This is a genomic window from Terriglobia bacterium (assembly GCA_020072645.1).
Lineage (GTDB): Bacteria > Acidobacteriota > Terriglobia > Terriglobales > Acidobacteriaceae > Angelobacter.
This window is the reverse complement of sequence record JAIQGK010000009.1, coordinates 158,965-181,697: the sequence shown is the minus strand read 5'-3', so window position 1 is coordinate 181,697 and position 22,733 is coordinate 158,965. Positions and strand designations below refer to the sequence as shown.

The following is a 22,733-nucleotide window of genomic DNA, read 5'->3' as shown; positions in this document are numbered from 1 at the left end:
GGGAAATTCGGATGGCGAAAAAAGAATTGATCAAACTCAAGATCAACGGCGAGGAGCGCGAAGTTGCCGCTGAGCCCAGAATGTTGCTGGTGCACTTCATCCGCGAGCAACTGGGGCTCACGGGGACGCACGTCGGCTGCGACACCAGCAACTGCGGCGCATGTACCGTTCTGATGAACGGAAAGACCGTGAAATCCTGCACGGTGTTTGCCGTCCAGGCGGATGGCGCGGAGATCATGACTGTAGAAGGTCTGCCAAGCAACGGCGCTCTCCATCCTTTGCAGGAAGGATTTAAAGAAGAGCATGGACTGCAATGCGGTTTCTGCACGCCGGGAATGCTGATGTCCACTTATGCGCTGCTGAAGAAGACCCCCAACCCAACCGAAGCGGAGATACGCTGGGGAATTTCCGGCAATCTCTGCCGCTGCACCGGATATCAAAACATCGTTAAGGCCGTACAGTTCGCCTCCAAGAAGATGGCGCAGGGAGGTAAGTGATGCACAAGACAAGCGCAGAAATCAGCGGCATGGGCCACAGCATGAAGCGCAAGGAGGATTCGCGTTTTCTCCAGGGCAAGGGCAATTATGTTGACGACGTGAACCTGCCACACATGGTCTACGCGCAGATGGTGCGCAGCCCGTACGCACACGCCCGCATTAAGAGCATCAATACAGATGCCGCCAAGAAAATTCCCGGCGTGCTGGCGATCATCACCGGAGAAGACCTGGCCAAAGCCAATCTGGCATGGATGCCAACACTTTCTTACGACAAGCAGATGGTGCTGGCCACGGGCAAGGTGCTGTTCCAGGCGCAGGAAGTTGCTTTTGTAGTGGCGGAAGACCGCTATGCTGCGGCCGATGCCGCCGAACTAGTGGAAGTGGATTACGAAGAGCTGCCGGTGCTGGTGGACCCACACAAGGCGATGGATGCCGACGCTCCGCTCCTGCGCGAAGATCGCACCGAAAAAAACAACAAGATATTCCATTGGGAAGTAGGCGACAAAGCGGCCACCGACAAAGCCTTCAAGGAGGCTGCGGTGGTTTCCAAGGTGAATGCGCTGTCGCCACGTTGCCATCCTGCGCCGCTGGAAACCTGCGGCTGCGTGGCCGACTACAACAAGGCCACGGAAAAACTCACGGTCTGGCTGACCTCGCAGGCCCCGCACGCGCATCGCACGGTGTTTGCGCTGGTGGGCGGCATTCCGGAGCAGAACATCCGCATCATCGCACCGGATATTGGCGGCGGCTTCGGCAACAAAGTGCCGGTATATCCGGGATATGTGTGCGCGGTGGTGGCGTCACTTACGCTGGGGCGTCCGGTGAAGTGGATTGAGACGCGCTCAGAGAATTTGCAGTCCACGGGGTTTGCCCGCGACTATCACATGACCGCCGAGATCGCCGCCGACAAAGACGGAAAGGTGAAGGCCATGCGGGTAAAGACGCTGGCCGATCACGGAGCGTTCAACGCCGCGGCACAGCCGACGAAGTTTCCCGCCGGGCTGTTCAGCATCTGCACCGGTTCTTATGAATTCCCGAATGCTTTCTGCGAAGTGGATGGCGTCTATACCAACAAAGCGCCGGGCGGCATTGCCTACCGCTGCTCATTCCGCGTGACTGAAGCTGCATATCTAATTGAGCGCGTCATGGATGTGCTGGCCGATGATCTGAAGATGGACCCGGTTGAGCTGCGCCAGAAGAACTTTATTCCGGCGGCAAAGTTTCCTTACAAATCACCGCTGGGCTGGACCTATGACAGCGGCGACTACCACGCCGCCATGAAGCTGGCGCTCGACACAGTCGGCTACGACGCGCTGCTCAAAGAGCAGGCGGAAAAGCGCAAGAAGGGCGAGCTGATGGGAATCGGCATTTCCAGTTTCACGGAAATCGTCGGCGCCGGTCCGGCGCATACGTTTGACATTCTGGGCATCAAGATGTTCGACAGCGCCGAGATCCGCATCCATCCTACGGGCAAAGCGATTTGCCGCATGGGGACCAAGAGCCAGGGCCAGGGACACGAGACTACTTACGCGCAGATCGTGGCGCAGGAGCTGGGAATCCCGGCCAAAGACGTGCAGGTGGAAGAAGGCGACACCGATACCGCTCCTTACGGTTTGGGAACGTACGCCAGCCGCAGCACGCCGACCTCTGGCGCGGCCACGGCGATGGCGGCAAGAAAGATCCGAGAGAAGGCGAAGAAGATCGCGGCCTTTCTGCTGGAAGCCAGTGAAGAGGATCTGGAATGGGAGCCGGGAAAATTCTTTGTGAAAGGCGCGCCGAGCAAGGCCAAGACGATCCAGGAAATCGCGTTTGCGGCTTACACAAATATTCCGCCGGGGCTTGAGGCTGGATTGGAAGCTGTGAATTATTACGATCCGCCGAACCTGACTTTCCCGTTTGGTACCTATATCGCCGTGGTCGATATAGATAAAGGTACGGGCGAGATCAAGGTCCGCCGCTTTGTGGCGGTGGACGATTGCGGCAACATCATTAATCCGATGATTGTGGAAGGCCAGATCCATGGTGGCCTGACCGAAGGTTTTGCCATCGCTTTCATGCAGGAGATTGGCTACGACGAAAGCGGCAACGTGCAGGGCGGCACCTTTATGGACTACCTGATACCTACGGCCGTCGAAACGCCGCACTGGGAGACAGGTAAAACCACAACGCCGTCACCGCATCATCCGTTTGGCGCCAAGGGAGTGGGCGAGTCACCCACCGTTGGATCACCGGGAGCATTCGTGAACGCCGTGGTGGACGCGCTTTCGCATCTCGGGGTAAAGCACATTGAAATGCCTATTACGCCGTGGAAGGTGTGGAATATCCTGAAGGAGAAGGGAATCACGGGCTAAGGATGGCGATAAAGATCGAAAAGACGTTCCGGGTGGATGAGCCGGTGGAGAAAGTCTGGGCGTTTTTGAGCGATCCCAAAAAAGTCGGCGTGTGCGTTCCCGGAGCGCAGATCACAGAGCAGGTGGACGAGCGCACATATAAAGGAGCCATCAAGGTCAAGGTCGGCCCGAGCGTTACCGATTACAAAGGCGAAGTGCAGATCGTGCGCAAGGACGACACCGCGCATGAGATAGAAATCCTGGGGAAGGGCCAGGACGTGCGCGGGAAGGGCAGCGCATCGATGAAGATGACCGGCAAGCTGCGCGGGGTGGATGGCGGGACCGAAGTTATCAATATTTCTGAGCTCAACGTGGTTGGCATTCTGGCCCAGATGGGCGGTCGCGTGATCACAGAAGTTTCAAACATTATGTTTGAGCAGTTTGTGAGCAACTTTAAAAAACAATTGCAGTCGCCGGACGCGGCGGGCGCAGAGGCCACGACTGCCGCAGCAAAACCGATCAGCGCCGTTGGCGTAGCTTTTTCCGCTTTGAAGGCTGCTGTTACCAGACATTCGGGAAGCGAAGAGGCCAAGCCCGAACCGACGAAATCCCCAGGCGATCCCGGCGCCAAGTGATGCCGTCTCTTACCATCCATAAAGACAAAGCAGTGCGCGATCCGCAAGCGTTGGCGCGCCGCTTTGAGCAACTCGGCTATATCACCGATCCGGCGCTGGCAACGGCGATTTATCTGGCTGTGAGTCTGGCCAAGCCACTATTGCTGGAAGGCCATGCAGGGCTAGGCAAGACCGAGGTTGCGAAGACGCTGGCGGCGATGCTGGATACGCGACTGATTCGGCTCCAGTGTTATGAGGGGCTCGACGTCAACTCCGCGGTCTATGAGTGGAACTACCAGAAGCAGTTGCTGGCCATCAAGATTGAAGAGCGAACCAGCTTGTCGGTGGAGGAAAAAGAGAAGCACATCTTCAGCCGCGATTTTCTGATGGAGCGTCCGCTGCTGCAGGCAATCCAGGAAAAAGAATTCTCGCCGGTGCTGTTGGTGGATGAAGTGGACCGCGCCGACGAGGCGTTTGAGGCTTTTCTGCTGGAATTGCTTTCGGATTTTCAGATCAGCATTCCAGAGCTGGGGACGGTAAAGGCCAAACATTTGCCGATGGTGATTCTTACGTCAAACCGCAGCCGCGAGCTGGGTGACGCACTGAAGCGCCGCTGCTTATACCACTGGATTGAATATCCCACCCTGGAAAAAGAGATGAAGATCGTTGCGGCGCGGCTGCCGGGAATTGGCGCGGAGTTTGAACGGCAGATCGTTGCGTTTGTGCAGTCCGTGCGGCGGCTGAACTTGGCGAAAGCGCCGGGAGTTGCGGAAACGCTGGACTGGGCGCAGGCACTCGCGTCGCTGGGTAAGAACATGGTGGACCGCGAATCGGTGGAAGATACGCTAGGCTGTCTTTCCAAGTCTATGGAAGACACGGCCAGGATCAAGGCAGCAGGCATTGAAAAAATGCTGACGGAAGTTGGCTGAGTGATGACGATAGAAGAAGCGCCGGGTTTGGAACGGACGATTGTCGAGTTCTGTCGATTTGCGCGGGCGAACGGGATTGCGGCAGGAGTAAAGGAAAGTCTTGAAGCAGTGCGAGCTGCCAGCGCCGTTGGGATTGAGGAGCGGCAGAATCTGAAGTTTGCGCTGCGTGCTGTGCTTTGTTCGACAAAGGCCGACTGGGACATTTTTGACGAAATCTTTGATGCATTCTGGAGCAGATCAGAGGCTTCCAAGAATTCACTGAGCAGCAGGCGCAATAAGAACGTGCGCGAACAGGAGTCGCAGCAGGAGAACGCCGAACTAGCGGCACTGGTAGAGAGCAGCTCGGCGCTGGCTGACGCTGAAGAAGGCAAAGCCGTGATGGGCGCGACGGTGCATGAGCGACTCAAGAAAGCCGATTTCTCTGAGGTCAAGCAGGCTGATCTGGCCGAACTGGAGAAGATTTCATTGCGGCTGTTGCAGCAGATGAGTCTGCGGCTTTCGCGCCGGATCAGAAGCCTGGCGATGCGAGGCAGAGTCGATTTACGCCGAACGATCCGCCGAAGCATTGGGCGTGGCGGAGATCCAATCGATCTCAGCTTCCGCAAGCGAAAATTGCAGCCCTTGAAGCTGGTGATTGCGCTGGATGTAAGCGGTTCCATGAATCCTTACAGCATTTTCTTTGTCCGGTTCGCTTATGCTCTGCAAAAATATTTCAAGCGTGTGGACACTTTTCTGTTCAGCACCCAACTGACGGAAATTACTTCAGCGCTGCGCGCGCGGCAGCTGCGGGATGCTTTGGAATCATTGGCAGGCCACGCTGCTGGATGGTCGGGCGGAACGAAGATTGGTGACTCGCTGCGGCAATTAACTAAACTCCAGGGAAGACGGCTCTTTTCCCGCGACACAGTATTCATGGTCTTGAGTGATGGTTGGGAGACCGGAGATCCGGCGGTGCTGGCCGAAGAACTCAGTGCTATCAAGAGACGAGTGCGCAAACTGATTTGGTTGAATCCGCTGCTGGGAATGGCCGATTACCAGCCCATCACGCGCGGGATGAGCGCGGCGCTTCCTTATATCGACGTATTTGCTCCGGCGCATAATCTGGAAAGCCTACTGAATTTGGAAACGTATTTGAGGCACGGATGAAAGTAGGACAGTCGTCGAGATGTTTGCCGCTGGAGTTATGAAGCAATAAGAGACGAATGCCATGATGTTTGATCAGTTCCTCAAAGAGACGGCAGAGTTAATCGCCCGGGGCGAATCATTCGTCACGGCGACGGTGGTGCGTGCCCTGCCTCCCACTTCCGGAAAGCCGGGAGACAAGGCCATCATCCACGCGGACGGCAGAATATTGGGATGGATTGGCGGCGGCTGCGCGCAGCTGGTGGTAGTGAAAGAGGCGCTGAATGCGCAGGCTGATGGACGCCCCAGGCTGGTGCGGATCAGCCCTTCTGACAGCAATCCGGAAGAGGGAATTGTGGATTACACCATGACGTGCCACAGCGGAGGAGCGTTGGACATCTATCTTGAACCGGTAAAGCCCAAGCCACAGATCATGATTCTGGGCCGGTCTCCTGTCGCGCGAATTCTGGCGCAACTTGGAAGCACGATTGGGTACGGGGTTTCCGTGGTCTCTTCTGAAAGTCCCAAAGAGGGCGTTGACGGCGTTGAGAGCATTACGACCGATGATTTCAAGCTGCCGGGTGGGAAGATAAATGCGCAGGCGTTTATTGTGGTGTCAACGCAGGGTGAAGGCGACGAAGAAGCGCTGGAGCAAGCTGTGAACAGCGACGCGCTGTATGTCGCGTTTGTGGCGAGCAAGACGAAGGCCGCCAAGGTGATGGAATTTCTGGAATCGCGCGGCGTGAGCCGTGAAAAAAACAGCCGCGTGCGTGCGCCCGCCGGATTAAATATCGGGGCGACATCGCCAGAGGAAATTGCCGTGAGCATTCTCGCTGAGATCGTGCAGATACGGGCCAGAGAAGCCAAGTCTGCCGCCAAGCCCGCAGCCAGCGCTGCGCTGAATGTGATCCAGAATGATGCGAAGGATCCCATCTGCGGGATGACTGTAGAGAAAAGCAAAGCAAAACATAAGGCCGAGTTCCAGGGAAAGATTTTTTACTTCTGTTGTGCCGGCTGCAAACAGAAATTTGAGCAATCCCCAGAGCGATATCTGGCGGGGTAGGCACTGTTTGCAAGTGTCACGAACGATCGGATCCGAAGACACAATTTCGTCGAGACCGCAGAGATTTATCCACAAATGGAAGCGACCTTCCATCTTTATGCATCCGAATCGTATCGTTTCATCCCACTCCACCGATCTGACATCACATTAGTAACCATCTCCTAGGCTTTCTAAGTGTTTTTTAATGTGTGGCGACATTCACTTGGGATAACGTATCCAGCAAGAGGTGCAAGAATGAACGATGCCCTTCCGGGTGCATTTTCCAGTCGCTTGAAGGAGATTTCAAGTGAACTGAGAGAGATAGAACTAGCCTTTAAAGCGGGAGCGACTCCAGAGCTGGTACCTCTGCAGGAATTTCGCCATGTTCTGGATAATGCCCGCCTCACCGCGTGGACAGTGAGCGAATTGCTCAGCGCTGTCGAGGCACAAAAGGACCCCGCGAAGGTCTTGTCTTTTGTGGCTGCGGAGCGCCTGCGCCGCTCCAACCAAATGTTGAAAGACCTTTGTACTGATATTGATCGTCAAGGCGTAACCTGGCAGACGAATGGGATCCAATCCCTGTTTGAAACGGTGAATTCGCTGCAAACGCAGCTCCGCAAGCTGGTAGAAGAGCATCGCGGGCGTTTTGAAAGAGTCGGCGACAGGGTCAGGTAAGCCTAATAAAATCAATAGTCTACAAGACTATAAAATTTCCTTCCAAAATAACTAAAGAATTAGTTACTATTTTGATTGAGCTGCGTCTATATATACATAGGAAATCTCTCAGGGAGTCTAAGGAGCAAAGGGAGCCGTGCCGCCGAAGAAATCGCCAACGTTGACCGAAGCTGAACTCCGCCTCATGGAGGTCTTATGGCAAACGGGGCCGGCGACTGTTCACCAAGTGCTAGAGGCATTGCCGGAAAAATTCCCCCTTGCATATAACACTGTGCTCACCACAATCCGCATTCTGGAAAAGAAGGGATATGTGCAGCACGTAAAAGAGGGGCGGGCGCACGTCTATGCTCCTTTGGTAGGCAAGCAGGAAGCCACGCGCTTTGAGATCAAAAACCTGGTTGGGCGCTTCTTTAAGGATTCCCACGAATTATTAGTGCTCAACATTCTTGAAGACAAAAGCATCAATGCGGACGAACTCAAGCGTCTGGGCCAGTTGCTGCAAGAACACAGGGGGAAGCCATGATGGTTGATTTGAATGGCATGGCGACCGCAGTTTCACAGCGCTTGTTGTTTAGCGCAGTGGGCGGAACCCTGCTGGCGGCCGCCGTCTGGATTCTGTTGCAGTTCTTTCCCAAAAGAGATTCACGGACGAATTTTGCCGTTTGGTTTTCAACCTTGCTGGCGACAGCCCTGTTGCCAGTATTGAGTTTTTATCTTGAACAGAGACCTGCCGCGCCAAGCGATGCGCCCGCGGTATTCACGGTTTCAACTTCATTTGCCGCATACCTGTTCTTTGGATGGGCGGCTATTGCTTTGGCAGGTCTGGCGCGCGTTGTTCTTGCGACATTCCAGCTGCGCCGGTTGCGGTCTAATGCCGCGCCGGTGGCAATGGAGTCCGTGCCTGCGGACATACGCTCTTTGATTGAGGACGCGCAGAAGTCCCGTCCAGTTTCAGTACTTGTTTCAGAGCGGTTGGAAGTGCCAACGGCAATCGGCTTCCGCAAAGCTGCTGTGATGCTTCCAGCATGGATGCTGGAGAACACCCCGGCTGAAGAGTTGAAATACATTTTGTTGCATGAACTGGCGCACCTTCGTCGCCGCGACGATTGGACGAACTTGGCGCAAAAGATTTTGAAAGCACTGTTGTTCTTCCTGCCGAGCGTGTGGTGGATTGAGCGCAGGCTTTCACTCGACCGCGAGATGGCTTGCGACGACGCCGTTCTGGTGCATTCCGGCACACCGGCGGGCTATGCGGAATGCCTGGCGCGCGTGGCGGAAAGAAGTTTTCTGCGGAAACAAATTGCGCTGGCACAGGCCGCGGTTGGCCGCGTTCGGCAATTGACTGCGCGCGTTACCAGAATTTTGGATCCTGAGCGCCCACAGACAACGCAAATGTGGAAGCCGGCTGTACCGGTGGTGATGGTTGTTGCGCTGCTGTGCGCCGTTCCAGCTTCATTCACGCCGGAACTGGTTGGGTTTGCCGATGCAGCAGCGGCCGCGAAGACCCAGGCGAGTAGCCAGCAGAAAATCAAGATTGCTCCAATACCTGCGGCGAAAAGGAGCGCCGATGGTCCAGAAGTCCGTATGGTGCCGGCAAGTTTGAAGACCGATGGCGAAGTGATTGCCCCAACAAAAGCGAAAGCGGCGCTCGCGCCGAAGAACAATATTCGACATGCGCGCCGGGTCATTCGTCCAAAGAAGGCGCAACCGCTGGTGATGATGGCCAAGAACCAATCACCTGTACCGGAGCAATACGTAACGGTACGTGAAGACATGTTTTTTGTAGTTACGCAGCGAACCGCTTCTGGCGAGCAGCAGAGCTGGCAAGTGCACATGTGGCAGGTGAGCTTGCAGCCGCAAACCAAGGTAGTACCCAAACCCCAAAAGATTTAGAGGATTTTTTATAGCGCCGGAGGCGGCAAGTTGAACTCTGGCTTTGAAAAACTAAATAACTAGTTGTAAAGATCGTTTTTAAAGAACACCGAAATCAAAATTACATGGAGAAAAGAAGCAGATGAAAACGCCAATGCAGCAATGGAAGTCTCTCCTGAAAGGCAAGACGCTGGCAGCAGTTCTGATGCTAGCGCTCACTGCGAGCTTTGGAGGGTATGAATTTCTTAAACCCGCGCCGGCGAATGCCGCTAGTGTAGCGCCCGCAGCCGCGGCCCTTGATGACAACAGTGTAAGCGCGATTTCCGCGCTTGATCGCGCAATGGAATCCCTTGCGGCGCACGTGACGCCCGCAGTGGTAAACGTGACCGTGACTTCACGGGCAAAGCAGCAGCAGATCTCTGGTCAGGACCAGGACGAAATCCAGCGGTTCTTTGGGCCGTTTGGATTTGGACCACAGGGTCCGCAAGGACGCCAAGGCCCGCGCGTGGAGCATGGGCTGGGCAGCGGAATCATCATTTCACCCGATGGCTATATTGTGACGAACAATCACGTCATCGACGGCGCAACGGACATTCGCGTTACGCTGAACGATCGCCGCGTTCTGCCGGCAAAATTGATTGGCGCCGATCCCATGACGGACCTGGCCGTGATCAAAGTGAGCGGCAGCGGTTTTCCGAGCCTGCCCTGGGGCGACTCAACCGCTCTCAAGCCGGGACAGACAGTTCTGGCCTTCGGCAATCCGTTTAACTTTCGTTTCACCGTGACGCGCGGCATTGTGAGTGCTTTGAACCGTCCTAACCCTTACAGTGATGACGCGCGCAAGCCTGGTGAATTTATCCAGACCGATGCGGCCATCAATCCAGGAAATTCCGGAGGGCCGCTGGTGAACGCGCATGGTGAAGTCATCGGCATCAACACGTTCCTGATCTCGCCTTCCGGCAGCTTTGCCGGAATGGGCTTTGCCATTCCAACGCAGATTGCGCGGCCCGTAATTGACACGCTGCTCAAAGACGGCAAGATCGAGCACGCACGAATCGGCGTGGGCATCAATGATGTGACTCCGGAAAACGCGAGCTTCTTCCATCTGGACAACGCAAGCGGCGCACTGGTCAGCCAGGTTGATCCTGACTCGCCCGGCTCGAAAGCAGGCTTGAAAGTGGGCGACGTGATCACCGAAATGAACGGTAAAAAGGTGGACAACGCGGGCCAGTTGCAGGCCGCTATCAGCGGGCAGCGCCCGGGGAACAAAGTGACGCTGCAGGTAATGCGTGATGGCAAGAGCCTGAATCTGCCGGTAACGCTGGAATCAATCAACAAGAAGTCCGACGAGACCGCGTCCAACTCCGGCGAAAACCACGGCAAGGCCCGCTGGGGCGTGGCACTTGAAAACCTGAATGCCGACATGCGTGACCAGTTGCAACTCCCTTCGAACGTCAAGGGTGTTGTGGTAACTGACGTACAGCCCGGAAGCCCGGCAGATAATGCCGGCATCAGCCGTGGCGACGTTATCCTGGAAGTCAACCGCAAGCCGGTTCAAACCGCCGAAGACGTAAAGCGCGAACTGGGCAACGTCCCCGCCGGCAAAGATGCAATGGTGCTGGTGTGGGCCAATGGCGGCAGTTCCTTCCGAGTAATGCACGCCGCCGAACCAGGCTCTGGCCAGAACGGCGAGTAAGTTCTCTCCCTGAACAGGCGCATCCTTTTTGATGAGGGTGCGCCTTTTTTATGGAATATTCTGCGCTACATTGATCGCCCAGAATCTATTAAGGTTGGGTTGGTGTTCGAAAGTCCCATCCCATTTGCAATTTGTAGCTCGGCACATTATGCGCTGGGATTCGCGACGCCTCCGACGTTGGTTGTCGTTAATTCAGGCACTTTCCGCGAGCCTGCCAATATCACCAGATCACCTGATCACCTGATCACCTGATTTCCGCCGCACAGCTTCTTATCTCTGGATTGGCAAGCAAGCTGGAATACCAATGTTTGCCGCAGGCTGCTGGGACAAACTTTTTGGTCGCATGCGGCTCCGGATCGCAGTCGTATACGTGGCCCAGAATTGACTTCGATCTGGTAAAGCATGTGTCCAGATTTTTTTCCGTCCTCGATGAGTGCTGGCTTACCGGACTCAAAAACAGCCAGCAAGCTCTTCCTGCGAGCACATCCCCGCAAACCAGCGCTAGTGAGGCGATGCGGCGTAGAGACGCTGTCCTTACTTCTCCACTGGCCGCCCAAAGCACAACACATACCCATTGTTGTCGATGACCTCAAAGGCCCTGAGTCCATCGTGGGTATTGGCCAACTCCCGATGCATGGGAACCTGCCTGCCGGTGAACTCTGCGTACAGTGCGTCGGGATCTTCGGCGTTGATATACGCGTCCCAGGGAGCCCATTCATGGCGCGTATGGTTCGGCTGCGGTTGGACCTCGGGCTTGATGGCCTTGAGCATGAGCATGACCCGGTCGCGTCCAACGATGGCCCAGAAGTCATCGCCGGTCCCATCGCCTCCGCCCTTATAGCGAACGTCAAACCCCAGTTTGGACTGGTAGAAGGCAAGCGTAGCGGCCAGATCGTCGACAATAAAAAAGGGAGCAATCGTGTTCAACATAGCGCAACCGCCGTGGCTTCGAATACAGCCACAAGTTTATAGCTTACGCCGAGCGGTGCGCGCAATCGGGAACTGGCGTGATGGTGGCTGGGTGTTCTCTCCTTTGCGCGCTTTTTAGCAAAAGGTGGGTACTCTCCTAACACAACGTCCGTTGTTTCTCTGTTTGAACTTTTCACCGTCACAAATAAAAAATGCCTGCGGCTTCAGCCGCAGGCATTGTCTTCTCTTTGCCGCGAACTAGAACCTCCAGATGACGCCGCCGGAATAGCGGAAGTTGTTTTGGTTGCTGCTGGTGCCGGAGGTAAGGCCGGTCAGCGAGTCGAGCGTGTTGAAATTTGTGCGGATGTAATCTACCTGCGCCGCGCGGATGGCGAAGTGGCGCGAGAGGCCAATGTCGATGCCGCCGCCAAAAGCCATAGCGAATGCGTTGGAGTTATCCAGCGGAGCAGAGATTCCGCCCAGGATCGGCACGCTTACACCTGCGCTCAGGCTGGAGAGCGCCACGCCGAACAGCGCGTGTCCAAAGACCGAGCTTTTGCCGAAGTAGCCGGTGACAGTGGGACCAAACAGCATGTCATACATGTGCTGTTGCGTGCCGGCCGAAAAACCGAGCCCGGAAATACCGGCCAGTTGTTTGGAGTTGCCACTGAAGTCGGCGGTGAGGCCGAAATGGCGGGTGAAGTTGAAGGTTCCTTGGGCTTCCCATCCACCAAGACTGCCGCCGAGGTTGAAATTGCTGCCCCCGATGCTGGTGCTGCCGAGGTCATTGCTGGAATGAAGCAGGGAGTATCCCCCGTAGATGTTCCCGCGTGTTGCTACCTGGCTGGTTTCCTGCTGGGCAAAGCTCAACAGCGGTAGACACAAAATGGCTGAGAATAAGATCGCGCGTAAGCGCATGGATGGCTCTCCTTGATAAGGTGGGTTCGTTATCAATACAAACCCGCGCAGGGGAAGTTGTTGCGCTGGCAAAAGTAAAGAACTGTGGCGTGTTAGAGAGAGCGGAAGTAAAGAATTGTAAAAAGCAGGGATTTTACCACTTGATTAACATGGATAACACTGATGACGGTCCGAGATCCCAGACCAGAAAGTCTGGGCAAAGAGTATGAATAAAAGAAGATGACATTTAAGACTCACAAAAAGCTTTGCAGTTTTGCTAGGACCAAAGCGACATCTGCGGATAGATGAGCTTCGGTTGAATGGCAAACGCTCGCATAATTGGGTGAGACAAACCCTTTTTTTGCTCGTTCATACAAAGCCACTGGTTCTTTCCCATGATCGCATGCCGATTTCCAAAAATGAAGCAATCCAAACCAGACCAGACAGGCCTGGGCAAAAGACTCCACGCCAAGTGTGGTGCCGGTCCATGGAGAAACGACCTGGAAGTTCGTCCGCTTGCCCTTTCTCCGCAGTGGTTCACCGAAGGACTCAAATTGATAGATGATGCTGTGAATCGCTTCATGGATGATCGCATCTGCAAGTACAGCTTCAGTCGCCGTGGTCAAATGGCAATTACAAATCAAGCTGAAACCGGGAAGTGTTTGAAATGAGCCGGACGAAAAATCCGCTGGATACTGAGACTCGTAGCGGAAGACCAAAACCTCTGTATATTGCCGCGAAAAAGCGTAAGCCTTTTCATTTACATTTCGCACCAGATTCCCGGCGCCTGTTACCTTGTCAAGGATGTGCTGTGCATCGTCTCCCAGGATGGGACTCAAGGAGTTCCCGCCGCGGTCCATAAACGGGATTGGTAAATCTCCTCCAAAACTTATCCTGTAATCATTATTAGGCGGAACCTCATGAGGGCCGTTCACTAACTCTCCTCGTTGATTGTAGAGGGGTGCGTCATGATCAGAAACGCAGCCTGCAGCAATGCCGAGAGCTTTCAAAAAGAAATTTCGGCTCTCGCTCCGGCGGAACACCTCCGGAGAAATGATGGAGGCGGCAATGTGCGGAGCGGAAATAAAGTCCAGGCGTTGCGCCGGGGGCAGCGCTTCCAGCAAAAGATGCGCAGCTTCTCCTGCATCTGGATCGGAAACTGTAACGGCCGCAACTGCCGCTTCCAATCTTTCAGTAAGATGGCAATAATATTTGTCATGCACGGTGTTTGAAAATGAGCTATCGTTCCATTCAAGGACACCGCATAACCGTTCAAGGAATTCTGCCATTCGCATTGGCTGTCGATTTACCCCCGAGCAATGCACGGCTACTACTCAGAAATATGTCCTGAAGAAATTTGAAAAGCAATTTGAAGATGAGCGCGGGCTTGTGCATATGTCACCGGGATCAGAGAGTTTTCAATCCTTAATTCCTCCGGTAAATGTGCAACCACCCAGCTTTGTATTTCGGTAATCAGCTTCATCAGGTCATGGCAGTACACTGACGGATTGTCAAAACCATTGTCCCGGCGGTAGCGATGCGGTAAATAACCTCCGGCGCAAACGCTTTGGATGAGGCATTGGCGGCAGGTCGTGGACAGCTGCCGGCCACTGTTGTAATAAAGACTGACCATCTCATTGTCAAATGCTTCGTCGAGCTCGTGTGTCAGCACATTGGTAAAAGATTTGGTAATGCCATGGCGGCAGACTTTAAGCACATCTAAAGACTCGATTGCGCCGTTTGTTTCTATGATCATTACTTCGTTTGGGTCTTGGCTGAAATTGTCAAAAGAATCATTGGCCCCTAGGATAGTACGCATGAGGTGTGTGAATAGTCGTATGCGAAACGGCGACTCTGCCTCAGCCACCCAGACTTTAAATATTTCCAGCAACCAGTCAGCGTACAGAGTAGTTTCCTTACCAGCCACTTGGCCTGGAGGAAGTTTGTCATGTGTAGAGTCGGGAAGCAGGAAATCGATCGAGCGGGGATTCAGTTCCTTGGCGTGGCGATAGACCTCAAGCGGATCAGCTTTTATATTCACGACGGCAAGAAGCCCTGGCCGGAGGCCGCACGATTTTGCTGCCTCCCAGCCCGCCAGCACGTGGTCGTAGGACCCTTTGCCGGAGTGATAGACCCGATGGATATCGTTGAACTCCTTAGGACCATCCATGCTGATGCCAATTCCAATATTCAACTCAGATAGTAATTTGCACCAGTCCCTCGTTAAGAGAGTACCGTTGGTCTGAAGGCAAAAAAGAGGTTTGGTTTCCGCTGGAAAATGACTGGCTACCTGCGCTACAAAACGGCGAAAGAAATTTTGACCGGCCAGCAGCGGCTCACCGCCGTGAAACACGAATGTGAATAGCTTAATGCCATGCTGGCGGCAATGTGTTGCCGCTCGCTGCACCACAGCATCCATGGTCTCGTCTGACATAACAGCCGGCTGCTGCAGGTAGCTGTTGTCGCCTGCATTGTATACATAACAATAAGAACAATTCAGGTTGCAACGGCTCGCAACTTTAACAACCAGTAAATGGCACTTTGCGCCCTCAGGGCAAGCCTTTGGCAAGGAGCAATTGGAATTGGCAGTACTGGCCTTGGCTGACTGCACGGATGGGTCCTTAACTTACGGTTCGTACTGCAACCCTAAGGGCTGGGTATAATTTAGCTGATTCCACGCATAAGAAGACGTTCTCCCATGTTAGAAGTGTTGGCAGCAAAATCTATTCTAACCTGAACTTACTTTTTTACTGGGGGTGGGTGAGATGGACCAACTCTTGAGAATGTAATTTGAGTCCAGTCTGGTTTAAGCGCATGTTCCGGGCCGATTTCGCTTACGACAGCTTGAAGAAGTTTGTTTTCGATCTTTTCGATTTGTTCTTTGGTAATGTGTTGCAATCCACCTGTGGTAACTCGAATGGCCATGTTTTACGACGCTCCTTACGCCGTGGATTCTAGCATCACGCGGAATTTTTTGCGAATTACCACATACATGTTATCCCAGAATTGCCTCCAGCATGTCTTTTGGGTTCGCGTTGTCGCCAAAAGTTTCACTCACATGGACGAACAGGTCTTTGTTCCCCGGCGCAAACACAAAGCTGCCCCCAAGCTGCAACGGATCTTTTCCCAGGCGATGCTGTTTGTGTCCTGCTGCTTTGGCCCGTTTGCGTGCCTGTAAATTGTCTTTGCGCAGAAGGTGGAGCAGTGTAGCGTGACGCAGGCCAACGGTTTTATAGGCTTCACGCTTGTCATCAATCAGAAGAGGGAACTGGATGCCGGTTTTCTCGCGGAAGAACTTGGCATAGCTGGCATCGCCCAGGCCTACAACAGCAAGATGGGCTCCCTTACGTTTGAACTCGGCTTCAAATTCGCGCAACTGCGCGACATGCTCTCCGCAGAAGATTCAACCGTAATGACGAAGAAAGACCACCACGGCGGGTCCGGTTTCCCACAACGATCCGAGCCGCGTTGGCTTGCCGTCGGCGTCGGGGAGCGTTATTCCGGCGAGCTTGCTGCTGAATGATTCAGCCATGCCGGACATTCTCTTGCCCGGATGGCAGGCTGTCAAGCTGCATTGTTGAAACTGAGGACGAACTAAAGAAACAACAGTGATGCGAAAGACTTTAGATATCAAATTTAAAATTTCGAATTTTAAATCTCGAATTTTGCTATTCTTTTCCGCCTATGCGTGAAATTAAAGGTGCGGTTGCAGTTGTAACCGGAGCGGCGTCAGGAATCGGCCGCGCCCTGGCCGTTGATCTGGCGAAAATGGGCGCACAGCTCGCGCTGGCCGACGTCAACGTTGCCGGTCTGGAAGAAACGCGCGCTCTGCTGGGCAGTGCTCCGGCGCGCACATACACGGTGGACGTTTCCAAAGCGCCCGCGGTTGAGGCCTTCGCCCAAGCCGTGCAACGCGACTTTGGCCGCGCATCCTTGTTAATCAATAATGCCGGTGTGGCGCTAATGGGCACTCTGGCAGAAGTGTCATTGGAAGATATGCAGTGGCTGATCGGCATCAACTTTTGGGGGGTGGTGCACGGCTGCAAGTTCTTTACGCCGTTGCTTCAGCGTGAGAGTGATGCGCACATCGTGAACCTCTCCAGCATCTTTGGCTTGATCGGACCGCCCGGACAGACCGCATACGCTGCCAGTAAGTTTGCGGTCCATGGGTTCAGTCAATCACTGCGTGAAGAGCTGCGTGCCACCAGCTCTATCAAAGTAACGTCAGTGCACCCTGCTGGTATTGCCACGCCGATTGCAAATAGTGCTCGTGCCGGAAGTGGTGTGACCTCGGCGGCTCGCCAGGAAGCAGAAGAGTACTTCAAGAAAGTAGCGACCATTCCGCCGGAAGAAGCGTCGCGCGTGATCATCAAGGGAATTCTGGGAAACAAGAACCGCGTTCTGATCGGCTCGGACGCTTATCGCATTGATCGGATCCAGCGCCTTTTCCCCTCGCGCGCCAGCGCCATGTTTGCCAGTTTTCTGGAGAAGCGCAGAGGGCCAAAGTCACAGGCTGCTGCCGGCGCGTCGAAAGCGGTTTGATCGGCGGGAAAGAAGTCAGGAAGGAATGGTCAAAATCGGGTTCGAATTGCGCTTTCGGAAAACATGAGAACTCATTCCTGCTTTTGACAATTCCTTCCCCGCGAGACATAATTCATCGCCCTATTTTCTATTGATGGATAATTGCGTTTGCTGGTTCATGCGGCAAGAAATCTGATGTAGCAACAGGATTTTTGCCATAAAGTGTCCCTGACTAATTTTTCGCGTCCCAATTTTTGGCCCAATGGCCCGGACGGTTTCAAGGTGTGCGTCTATGGGCGAGATGCAATCAAAGTTTGGTTTTTGGAGACTGCGTCCGGCGCAATCATGTGGCATAATACTGAGCCATTAAAGGATAGAAGAACTATTCATTTCATGAATGAGCACTCATTCACGTTTTCACTGGCCTTTCCGCCCGACTCCATCGGACGACAGCGCCAGATAATTTCCTCACGCTTCGCCACTGCTACCTGGGAGGGTTTATGCGGTTTATCCAATTGTTGAAAATCTTTCTTGCGTCCTTGCTGCTTACCGGCATGGTCTTTGCGCAGGGTGTCGGCGCCTCGGGTGACATCCGGGGAACGGTTACAGATCCGTCCGGCGCTGTTGTTACCGGCGCCAACGTAACGGCCACCGATCTTGCCAAAGGAATCAAGCACACGGTGGCCACCGATGCCAACGGCCAATATCGCCTGACGGGACTGCAGCCGGCCACATACAGTCTCAGTGTCGCGAAAACAGGCTTCCAGTCGGAACTGGCAAAGAATGTAGTGGTGAACGTCGGCCAGACATCAACCGTCGATTTTCCCATGAAGGTATCGCAGGTTTCTGAGCAGGTGGAAGTAACTGCTGAGCCGCCAGTCGTGGAAACCGAGAGAGGCGCGCAAGCCAATGTGGTCACAGAGCAGACCATCCGCGATCTGCCGATCAATCGCCGCGATTATCTGACCTTTACGCTGCTGGCGCCCGCTGTCTCTGATTCCACGCGGTTGGCCTCTGATCAGGATTACCGCGTTAAACAAACGCCGCAAAGCGGACTGTCATTCTACGGCAGCAACGGCCGCGGCAATAGTGTTACGGTCGATGGCGGCGAAGTGAATGATGATTCCGGCGGCGTGCGCCTGAACATGAGCCAGGACGCCGTGCAGGAATTTCAGATCAACCGCAGCAATTACGGAGCCGATCTCGGCGGTGCCAGCGGCGCGACGATCAACATCGTCACCAAGTCCGGCGGCAATGAGGTTCACGGCAGCCTCTTCGGCTATTTCCGCAATGACGCGCTCGACGCAGCCAATCCTTTCTCGATCAGCCAGGCTTTGGCGCCCGGCCAGACTTTCAATCCTGCAGCCCCCGACGTTCAAGGTACCCACGTTAAGGACAGCCTTACTCGCGAGCAATTCGGTGGCGCAATCGGCTTCCCCTTAAAAAAGGACAAGACTTTCCTCTACAGCTCTTTTGAGGGTCTTCTTGGTGATTCGCAAAACGCTGTGCCGCTACTGACCGATACCAGCATCTTCCGGCCTGAAACGGATGTATTCAACAACCAGGGCGCGATCCTAAGTGGTTTGGCGACTCTTCCTGGCAACCCGTCGGTTCCATGCCTGACTGGCCAACCGGCGTTGCCTGCGGCAACATGTGCTGCCATTTTGAATAATGTCTTGACCATCAATCCCGCTACCAGTCCGCTCAATGCGTACATTGTCAACCAGTTTGAAACGAACGGTGGCTTGTTCCCTTATACCAATCGTCTTTATCTGGCTTCGACTCGGTTGGACCACCAGTTCAGCGATCACAACCAGGTCGCACTGCGTTACAGCTTCGGACATGATCTGGAAGAGAACCCTGATGTAACCTCGCTCACCGGCTTTTCCCGCGGCAGCTCCGTGAAAGCTTTTGATCACACGCTGCTGGGTTCATGGTTCCACCAGTTCAGCCCCAGCACATTGAATGAGGCCCGTGTTCAGTGGAATTATTCCAACTTTGACGTGAACCCGAACGCTCTCGGTCAGGTTGGACTCGATATCCCAGGCTTCGCCAATCTTGGTAACCAGATATTTATCCCCAGTTTTACCATCATGCGGCGTTATGAGTTTGCCGATAACATGAGCCTGGTTCGCGGCAAACACAACATCAAGTTTGGCGGATACGAACTCTATCGCGGCAATCACACTGAGTCCCATACTTTCTTCCCCGGCCGTTTTGTGTTTGGCAACCTGCCCGGCGGGATTTTAAGCCCGTGCCTCCAGGTTCCAGCCGCTTGCGGACTGTCTGCCGCTCCAGCCACCATTAACTCGATCCAGTCGGTTTCGCTGGGGTTGCCGCAGTTCTATCAACAGGGATTCGGAGATCCGATCTATAACTACCCACGCCCATTCACCGCTGCGTTTGTGCAGGACCAATGGCAGATGGCGCCTAATTTCACTCTAAATGTTGGTGTGCGTTATGAGTTGGATTCGCAATACGGCGCCTTGAACACGGACAAAAACAACTTTGCGCCTCGCCTCTCATTTGCCTGGGATCCATTCAAGGATCATAAGACTGTTATTCGTGCAGGCTACGGCATCTTCTATTCCCCAATTTACGGGCAGATTGCTGACGTAGTTCAGACTCTGGGATTAGTAAACGGTGTTCGTCAGATCGCGCAGACGTTTGTGCCGCTTACCGGTGCTCCTGGCAATCCGGCTCTGACTTCAGCCGCGATCTTCCAGACCTTGTTTGCCCAGGGTAAGGTCCAGTGCACCACGCCTGCTGCGGGTAACGCGGCCTGCATCACACCGGCGGACCTGACCCAATTCGGCATCAACGTCACGCATACCGGACCGGTTCCCCCGTTGAGTGTTCTGTTCAGCGGCCAGCCGAACTACCAGAACCCGTATTCCCAACAAGCTGAATTTGGCATTGAGCGTGAAATTGCCAAGGGCTGGTCTGCTTCGCTGAGCGGCATTTACGTTCATACCATTGGGTTGCCGGTCGCCATTGACACCAATGCTCTTCCGACGACGCCTATTGTCAACGCACCGATCGGACTCACAGGGCTGCCTGGCGTCACAGTGCCAATCCGTTCCTGGAGCTCGCCCGGATGCGCTGGGGCCCTCATCGTCAATTGCTTTGCTAATCCGCTGTTGCTCCAGAATGATGTTTATTCTTCCAAGGGGGCCGCTCTTTATGAGGGTGCCATCCTTGAAGTGAAGAAGCGTTTCAGCCAGCACTTCTCCGTGCTGGCAAATTACACGCTGAGCAAGGCCTTTGATACCACAACCGACTTCAACAGCGACTTCGGTCCGTTCGATAACACCAACCTGTCGGCCGAGCGCGCCTTGTCAAACTTTGATCAGCGCCATAAGGTCACCATCGCCACAGTTGTGGATACCGGCAATTCCGGTGGACACATTTTCTCCAACTTCCAGTTCGCACCCATCTTCCGCTACAACAGCGGTCACCCCTTTGATCTTCTGGCCGGCGCTGACCTGAATGGCGATCGCCACTCGACCAATGATCGTCCTATCGGAGCTGCGCGCAATACCGGTCTGGGGCCTGATTACATGGACTTTGATATGCGCATCACCCGCCGCTTCAAAATGGGCGACCGGGCTGATCTGCAGCTGCTGGCTGAAGGCTTCAATCTGGCGAACCGCACCAACTATGCCAGCGTGAACAACATTGTGGGGCCAAAAGTGATCGGAAACACCTTCAACGTAAGCGGCACCAATACGGTTTCACCCAGCACGCCTTTGGGCTTCACTTCGGCTTTCCCGATGCGCCAGTTGCAACTTGGTATTCGCATCGGCTTCTAGCTCTTAACCTGGACGACGGAGGCGATGATTGCCTCCGTCGTTTTCTCTTTAGCCACAAATTATCTATTGCTTAGGTAGTAATTGAATCATCGCGATTTTTTAGCGCCAATGTCTGTTGCTTCCCCAACCACGCCGCATTTGAGCCAGATCTCCGGCGCGCAAGCCGTGGTCTCTGCTTTGGTCCGGCATGGCATTACCGCAGGCTTTGGTATTCCCAGCATTCACAATATTGCTGTGTATGAAGCGCTGCGGCAGACTGCCGAATTTCATCATTGGGTCGTTCGTCATGAACAAGCTGCCGGCTATGCCGCGGACGGTTTCTATCGCCGCAGTGGGCAGATAGCCGCAATATTCGCTTCCACCGGTCCCGGAAACCTGTTCACGCTGGTGCCGCTGCTGGAAAGTTTGCAGAACAACATTCCCGTCCTTCTCATCGGCACCAATATCGCATCTTCTATGCTGGGCAAGACCGGCGGAGCGCTGCATGAGACTCCGGACCAACTGGAGATCATCCGTCCTCTCACTCGCTTTGCGCGGCGGGTGGCCAGCCCTGATGCTCTGATGGATACGATCGCCGAAGCGGTAGCCATCCTCCACGGACCTTTGCCGGGACCAGCGTTCATCGAAATACCACACGATTTCTTTCTTGCTACTGTAAGCGCGGATTTATCAAAGCCCGCGCAGCAAAACTCAGATTCGCATCCATCTCCGCCGTCTCAAGAGATAGAAGACGCTCGCCGACAAATTGCTGGAAGCGGCACGCCAACAATTCTCATTGGCGCAGGCGTTCGCGATAGCGCAGCCGCAGTCCGCCAGTTTGCTGAACTTCTTCAATGCCCGGTCTTCACCACCACCAGCGGGAAGGGAATGTTTCCCGGCGATCATCCGCTTTCACTGGGCTGCATCTCCCGGCTTGGTGCGGTCCAGGAAGTCTTGGCGCAAAGCGATCTCCTCATTTCTTTTGGAGCGCGTCTTACGGAGTTCGATACCGGCCGCTTCGGCCTGCAACTTCCGCCAAAGCACATTCAGGTTATCGAGGACGTTCATTACGCCGGAGATAGGATTCCTTCCAGCAAGATTGTTGGAAAAGCTGCTGAGATCGCGCAGACCTTTGCCCAGAGCGCGCCGAAGCGTATTCCGTGGTGTGATATCGCAGCCATCAAGGCAAGCGAATCACAACGGCTGGAGGCGCTGGGGCAGGATAGCTATGCTGCCCTTAAGCTCATTCGCACTGCCATGCATCGTGATGATGTGCTGGTCAACGATCAATCGATTCTCAACTATTGGGCGTCGGCTTTCTTTCCTGTCTTGGGGCCGGGAACTTTCCTCTATCCTTCTGGATCTGGGACACTGGGCTATGCTCTGCCTGCGGCCATTGGCGCGGCTTGTGCTGTCAAGCGATCTGGTGAACAGCGCAAGATCGTCTGCATCGCCGGCGATGGTGGCTTCCAATATACGCAGCATGAACTGGCCACTCTGGCGCAATATGATCTTCCCGTCAAAATACTTCTTGTCAACGATGACTCGTACGGTGTGATCGCATTCTTGCAGCGGACCATGTTTGGCCAGACACACGAAGTCGCATTAAAGAACCCGGATTTTTGCCGCGTGGCAGAAGCTTATGGCATCCGTGCAGAACGCATCACGTCGATTGACGCTCTGCAGCAGCGCATGCCGCAGTGGCTTAGCGCACCCGGTCCTGCTTTGCTGGAGTGGCACACTCAATTGAATGCGCCGTGGGCGGTTGGCGCTATTCCACGCCCAACCGGTATCGCCCAGAAAAGTTCATAGCACATTTGATCACCTTCAAGGAGACA

Annotated in this window: 19 protein-coding genes; 13 read left to right on the top strand and 6 right to left on the bottom strand. The window is 54.5% G+C overall.

The genetic code is table 11. The features are described from left to right. The first annotated feature begins 11 nt into the window (after nt 1-11). The 10 genes from LAO76_14245 to LAO76_14200 all read left to right on the top strand — a co-directional run bounded on the left by LAO76_14245 (nt 12) and on the right by LAO76_14200 (nt 10,777). Entirely contained in the window at nt 12-497 is a 486-nt protein-coding gene (locus tag LAO76_14245) for a (2Fe-2S)-binding protein (GenBank protein MBZ5492089.1), read from the top strand. Further along, nucleotides 497-2,848 (top strand): carbon-monoxide dehydrogenase large subunit, encoded by a 2,352-nt coding sequence (locus LAO76_14240; GenBank protein ID MBZ5492088.1) that lies wholly within the window; start codon nt 497-499, stop codon nt 2,846-2,848. Before LAO76_14245 ends, LAO76_14240 begins: the two co-directional genes overlap by 1 nt. Before the next feature lie 2 nt (nt 2,849-2,850). Continuing rightward, nucleotides 2,851-3,462 (top strand): SRPBCC family protein, encoded by a 612-nt coding sequence (locus tag LAO76_14235; protein MBZ5492087.1) that lies wholly within the window; start codon nt 2,851-2,853, stop codon nt 3,460-3,462. Then, the gene (locus LAO76_14230; protein ID MBZ5492086.1) at nt 3,462-4,370 is read left to right on the top strand and encodes a MoxR family ATPase; all 909 of its coding nucleotides are present in this window, start codon (nt 3,462-3,464) and stop codon (nt 4,368-4,370) included. Before LAO76_14235 ends, LAO76_14230 begins: the two co-directional genes overlap by 1 nt. A 3-nt stretch (nt 4,371-4,373) precedes the next feature. Next, nucleotides 4,374-5,516 carry a VWA domain-containing protein gene (locus LAO76_14225; GenBank protein MBZ5492085.1) on the top strand — a complete coding sequence of 381 codons (1,143 nt, stop codon included), beginning with the start codon at nt 4,374-4,376 and terminating at the stop codon, nt 5,514-5,516. A gap of 61 nt (nt 5,517-5,577) precedes the next feature. Further along, nucleotides 5,578-6,555 (top strand): XdhC family protein, encoded by a 978-nt coding sequence (locus LAO76_14220; GenBank protein ID MBZ5492084.1) that lies wholly within the window; start codon nt 5,578-5,580, stop codon nt 6,553-6,555. 234 nt (nt 6,556-6,789) lie between these two features. Continuing rightward, complete coding sequence (locus LAO76_14215; GenBank protein ID MBZ5492083.1) at nt 6,790-7,209, top strand: hypothetical protein; 420 nt, start codon at nt 6,790-6,792, stop codon at nt 7,207-7,209. Nucleotides 7,210-7,345: 136 nt separating this feature from the next. After that, nucleotides 7,346-7,732 (top strand): BlaI/MecI/CopY family transcriptional regulator, encoded by a 387-nt coding sequence (locus LAO76_14210; GenBank protein ID MBZ5492082.1) that lies wholly within the window; start codon nt 7,346-7,348, stop codon nt 7,730-7,732. Continuing rightward, a complete protein-coding gene (locus LAO76_14205; protein ID MBZ5492081.1) occupies nt 7,729-9,102 on the top strand; it encodes a M48 family metalloprotease in 1,374 nt (457 codons plus the stop codon). The genes LAO76_14210 and LAO76_14205 overlap by 4 nt, the downstream gene beginning before the upstream one ends. 121 nt (nt 9,103-9,223) lie before the next feature. Beyond that, the gene (locus tag LAO76_14200) at nt 9,224-10,777 is read left to right on the top strand and encodes a Do family serine endopeptidase (GenBank protein MBZ5492080.1); all 1,554 of its coding nucleotides are present in this window, start codon (nt 9,224-9,226) and stop codon (nt 10,775-10,777) included. 534 nt (nt 10,778-11,311) lie between these two features. On the opposite strand, the gene LAO76_14195 is transcribed toward LAO76_14200, so the two are convergent. The 6 genes from LAO76_14195 to LAO76_14170 all read right to left on the bottom strand — a co-directional run bounded on the left by LAO76_14195 (nt 11,312) and on the right by LAO76_14170 (nt 15,959). Then, nucleotides 11,312-11,707: a VOC family protein gene (locus LAO76_14195; GenBank protein ID MBZ5492079.1), complete on the bottom strand. Its 396-nt coding sequence runs from the start codon at nt 11,705-11,707 to the stop codon at nt 11,312-11,314. A gap of 237 nt (nt 11,708-11,944) precedes the next feature. After that, the gene (locus tag LAO76_14190; protein ID MBZ5492078.1) at nt 11,945-12,604 is read right to left on the bottom strand and encodes a hypothetical protein; all 660 of its coding nucleotides are present in this window, start codon (nt 12,602-12,604) and stop codon (nt 11,945-11,947) included. A 233-nt stretch (nt 12,605-12,837) separates the two neighbouring features. After that, a complete protein-coding gene (locus LAO76_14185) occupies nt 12,838-13,872 on the bottom strand; it encodes a hypothetical protein (GenBank protein MBZ5492077.1) in 1,035 nt (344 codons plus the stop codon). A 41-nt stretch (nt 13,873-13,913) separates the two neighbouring features. Continuing rightward, nucleotides 13,914-15,194, bottom strand: coding sequence for a radical SAM protein (locus LAO76_14180; protein ID MBZ5492076.1), 1,281 nt, complete (start codon nt 15,192-15,194; stop codon nt 13,914-13,916). 128 nt (nt 15,195-15,322) lie between these two features. Beyond that, nucleotides 15,323-15,508: a hypothetical protein gene (locus LAO76_14175; protein MBZ5492075.1), complete on the bottom strand. Its 186-nt coding sequence runs from the start codon at nt 15,506-15,508 to the stop codon at nt 15,323-15,325. 70 nt (nt 15,509-15,578) lie between these two features. Further along, nucleotides 15,579-15,959 carry an AhpC/TSA family protein gene (locus tag LAO76_14170; protein MBZ5492074.1) on the bottom strand — a complete coding sequence of 127 codons (381 nt, stop codon included), beginning with the start codon at nt 15,957-15,959 and terminating at the stop codon, nt 15,579-15,581. A 308-nt stretch (nt 15,960-16,267) separates the two neighbouring features. Here LAO76_14170 and LAO76_14165 point away from each other — a divergent pair, with 308 nt between their 5' ends. The 3 genes from LAO76_14165 (at nt 16,268) to LAO76_14155 (ending at nt 22,707) form a co-directional block, all read left to right on the top strand. Beyond that, nucleotides 16,268-17,125 (top strand): SDR family NAD(P)-dependent oxidoreductase, encoded by an 858-nt coding sequence (locus tag LAO76_14165; GenBank protein ID MBZ5492073.1) that lies wholly within the window; start codon nt 16,268-16,270, stop codon nt 17,123-17,125. Nucleotides 17,126-17,604: 479 nt separating this feature from the next. Beyond that, a complete protein-coding gene (locus tag LAO76_14160; protein MBZ5492072.1) occupies nt 17,605-20,916 on the top strand; it encodes a TonB-dependent receptor in 3,312 nt (1,103 codons plus the stop codon). 108 nt (nt 20,917-21,024) lie between these two features. Continuing rightward, the gene (locus LAO76_14155; GenBank protein ID MBZ5492071.1) at nt 21,025-22,707 is read left to right on the top strand and encodes a thiamine pyrophosphate-binding protein; all 1,683 of its coding nucleotides are present in this window, start codon (nt 21,025-21,027) and stop codon (nt 22,705-22,707) included. The last annotated feature ends 26 nt before the right edge of the window (nt 22,708-22,733 follow it).

Bases quoted from the DNA above. Each gene is read 5' to 3' on its own strand.
- LAO76_14245 (MBZ5492089.1), top strand. From the start codon at position 12: ATGGCGAAAAAAGAATTGATCAAACTCAAGATCAACGGCGAGGAGCGC.
- LAO76_14240 (MBZ5492088.1), top strand. From the start codon at position 497: ATGCACAAGACAAGCGCAGAAATCAGCGGCATGGGCCACAGCATGAAG.
- LAO76_14235 (MBZ5492087.1), top strand. From the start codon at position 2,851: ATGGCGATAAAGATCGAAAAGACGTTCCGGGTGGATGAGCCGGTGGAG.
- LAO76_14230 (MBZ5492086.1), top strand. From the start codon at position 3,462: ATGCCGTCTCTTACCATCCATAAAGACAAAGCAGTGCGCGATCCGCAA.
- LAO76_14225 (MBZ5492085.1), top strand. From the start codon at position 4,374: ATGACGATAGAAGAAGCGCCGGGTTTGGAACGGACGATTGTCGAGTTC.
- LAO76_14220 (MBZ5492084.1), top strand. From the start codon at position 5,578: ATGATGTTTGATCAGTTCCTCAAAGAGACGGCAGAGTTAATCGCCCGG.
- LAO76_14215 (MBZ5492083.1), top strand. From the start codon at position 6,790: ATGAACGATGCCCTTCCGGGTGCATTTTCCAGTCGCTTGAAGGAGATT.
- LAO76_14205 (MBZ5492081.1), top strand. From the start codon at position 7,729: ATGATGGTTGATTTGAATGGCATGGCGACCGCAGTTTCACAGCGCTTG.
- LAO76_14200 (MBZ5492080.1), top strand. From the start codon at position 9,224: ATGAAAACGCCAATGCAGCAATGGAAGTCTCTCCTGAAAGGCAAGACG.
- LAO76_14195 (MBZ5492079.1), bottom strand. From the start codon at position 11,707: ATGTTGAACACGATTGCTCCCTTTTTTATTGTCGACGATCTGGCCGCT.
- LAO76_14190 (MBZ5492078.1), bottom strand. From the start codon at position 12,604: ATGCGCTTACGCGCGATCTTATTCTCAGCCATTTTGTGTCTACCGCTG.
- LAO76_14185 (MBZ5492077.1), bottom strand. From the start codon at position 13,872: ATGGCAGAATTCCTTGAACGGTTATGCGGTGTCCTTGAATGGAACGAT.
- LAO76_14175 (MBZ5492075.1), bottom strand. From the start codon at position 15,508: ATGGCCATTCGAGTTACCACAGGTGGATTGCAACACATTACCAAAGAA.
- LAO76_14165 (MBZ5492073.1), top strand. From the start codon at position 16,268: ATGCGTGAAATTAAAGGTGCGGTTGCAGTTGTAACCGGAGCGGCGTCA.
- LAO76_14160 (MBZ5492072.1), top strand. From the start codon at position 17,605: ATGCGGTTTATCCAATTGTTGAAAATCTTTCTTGCGTCCTTGCTGCTT.
- LAO76_14155 (MBZ5492071.1), top strand. From the start codon at position 21,025: ATGTCTGTTGCTTCCCCAACCACGCCGCATTTGAGCCAGATCTCCGGC.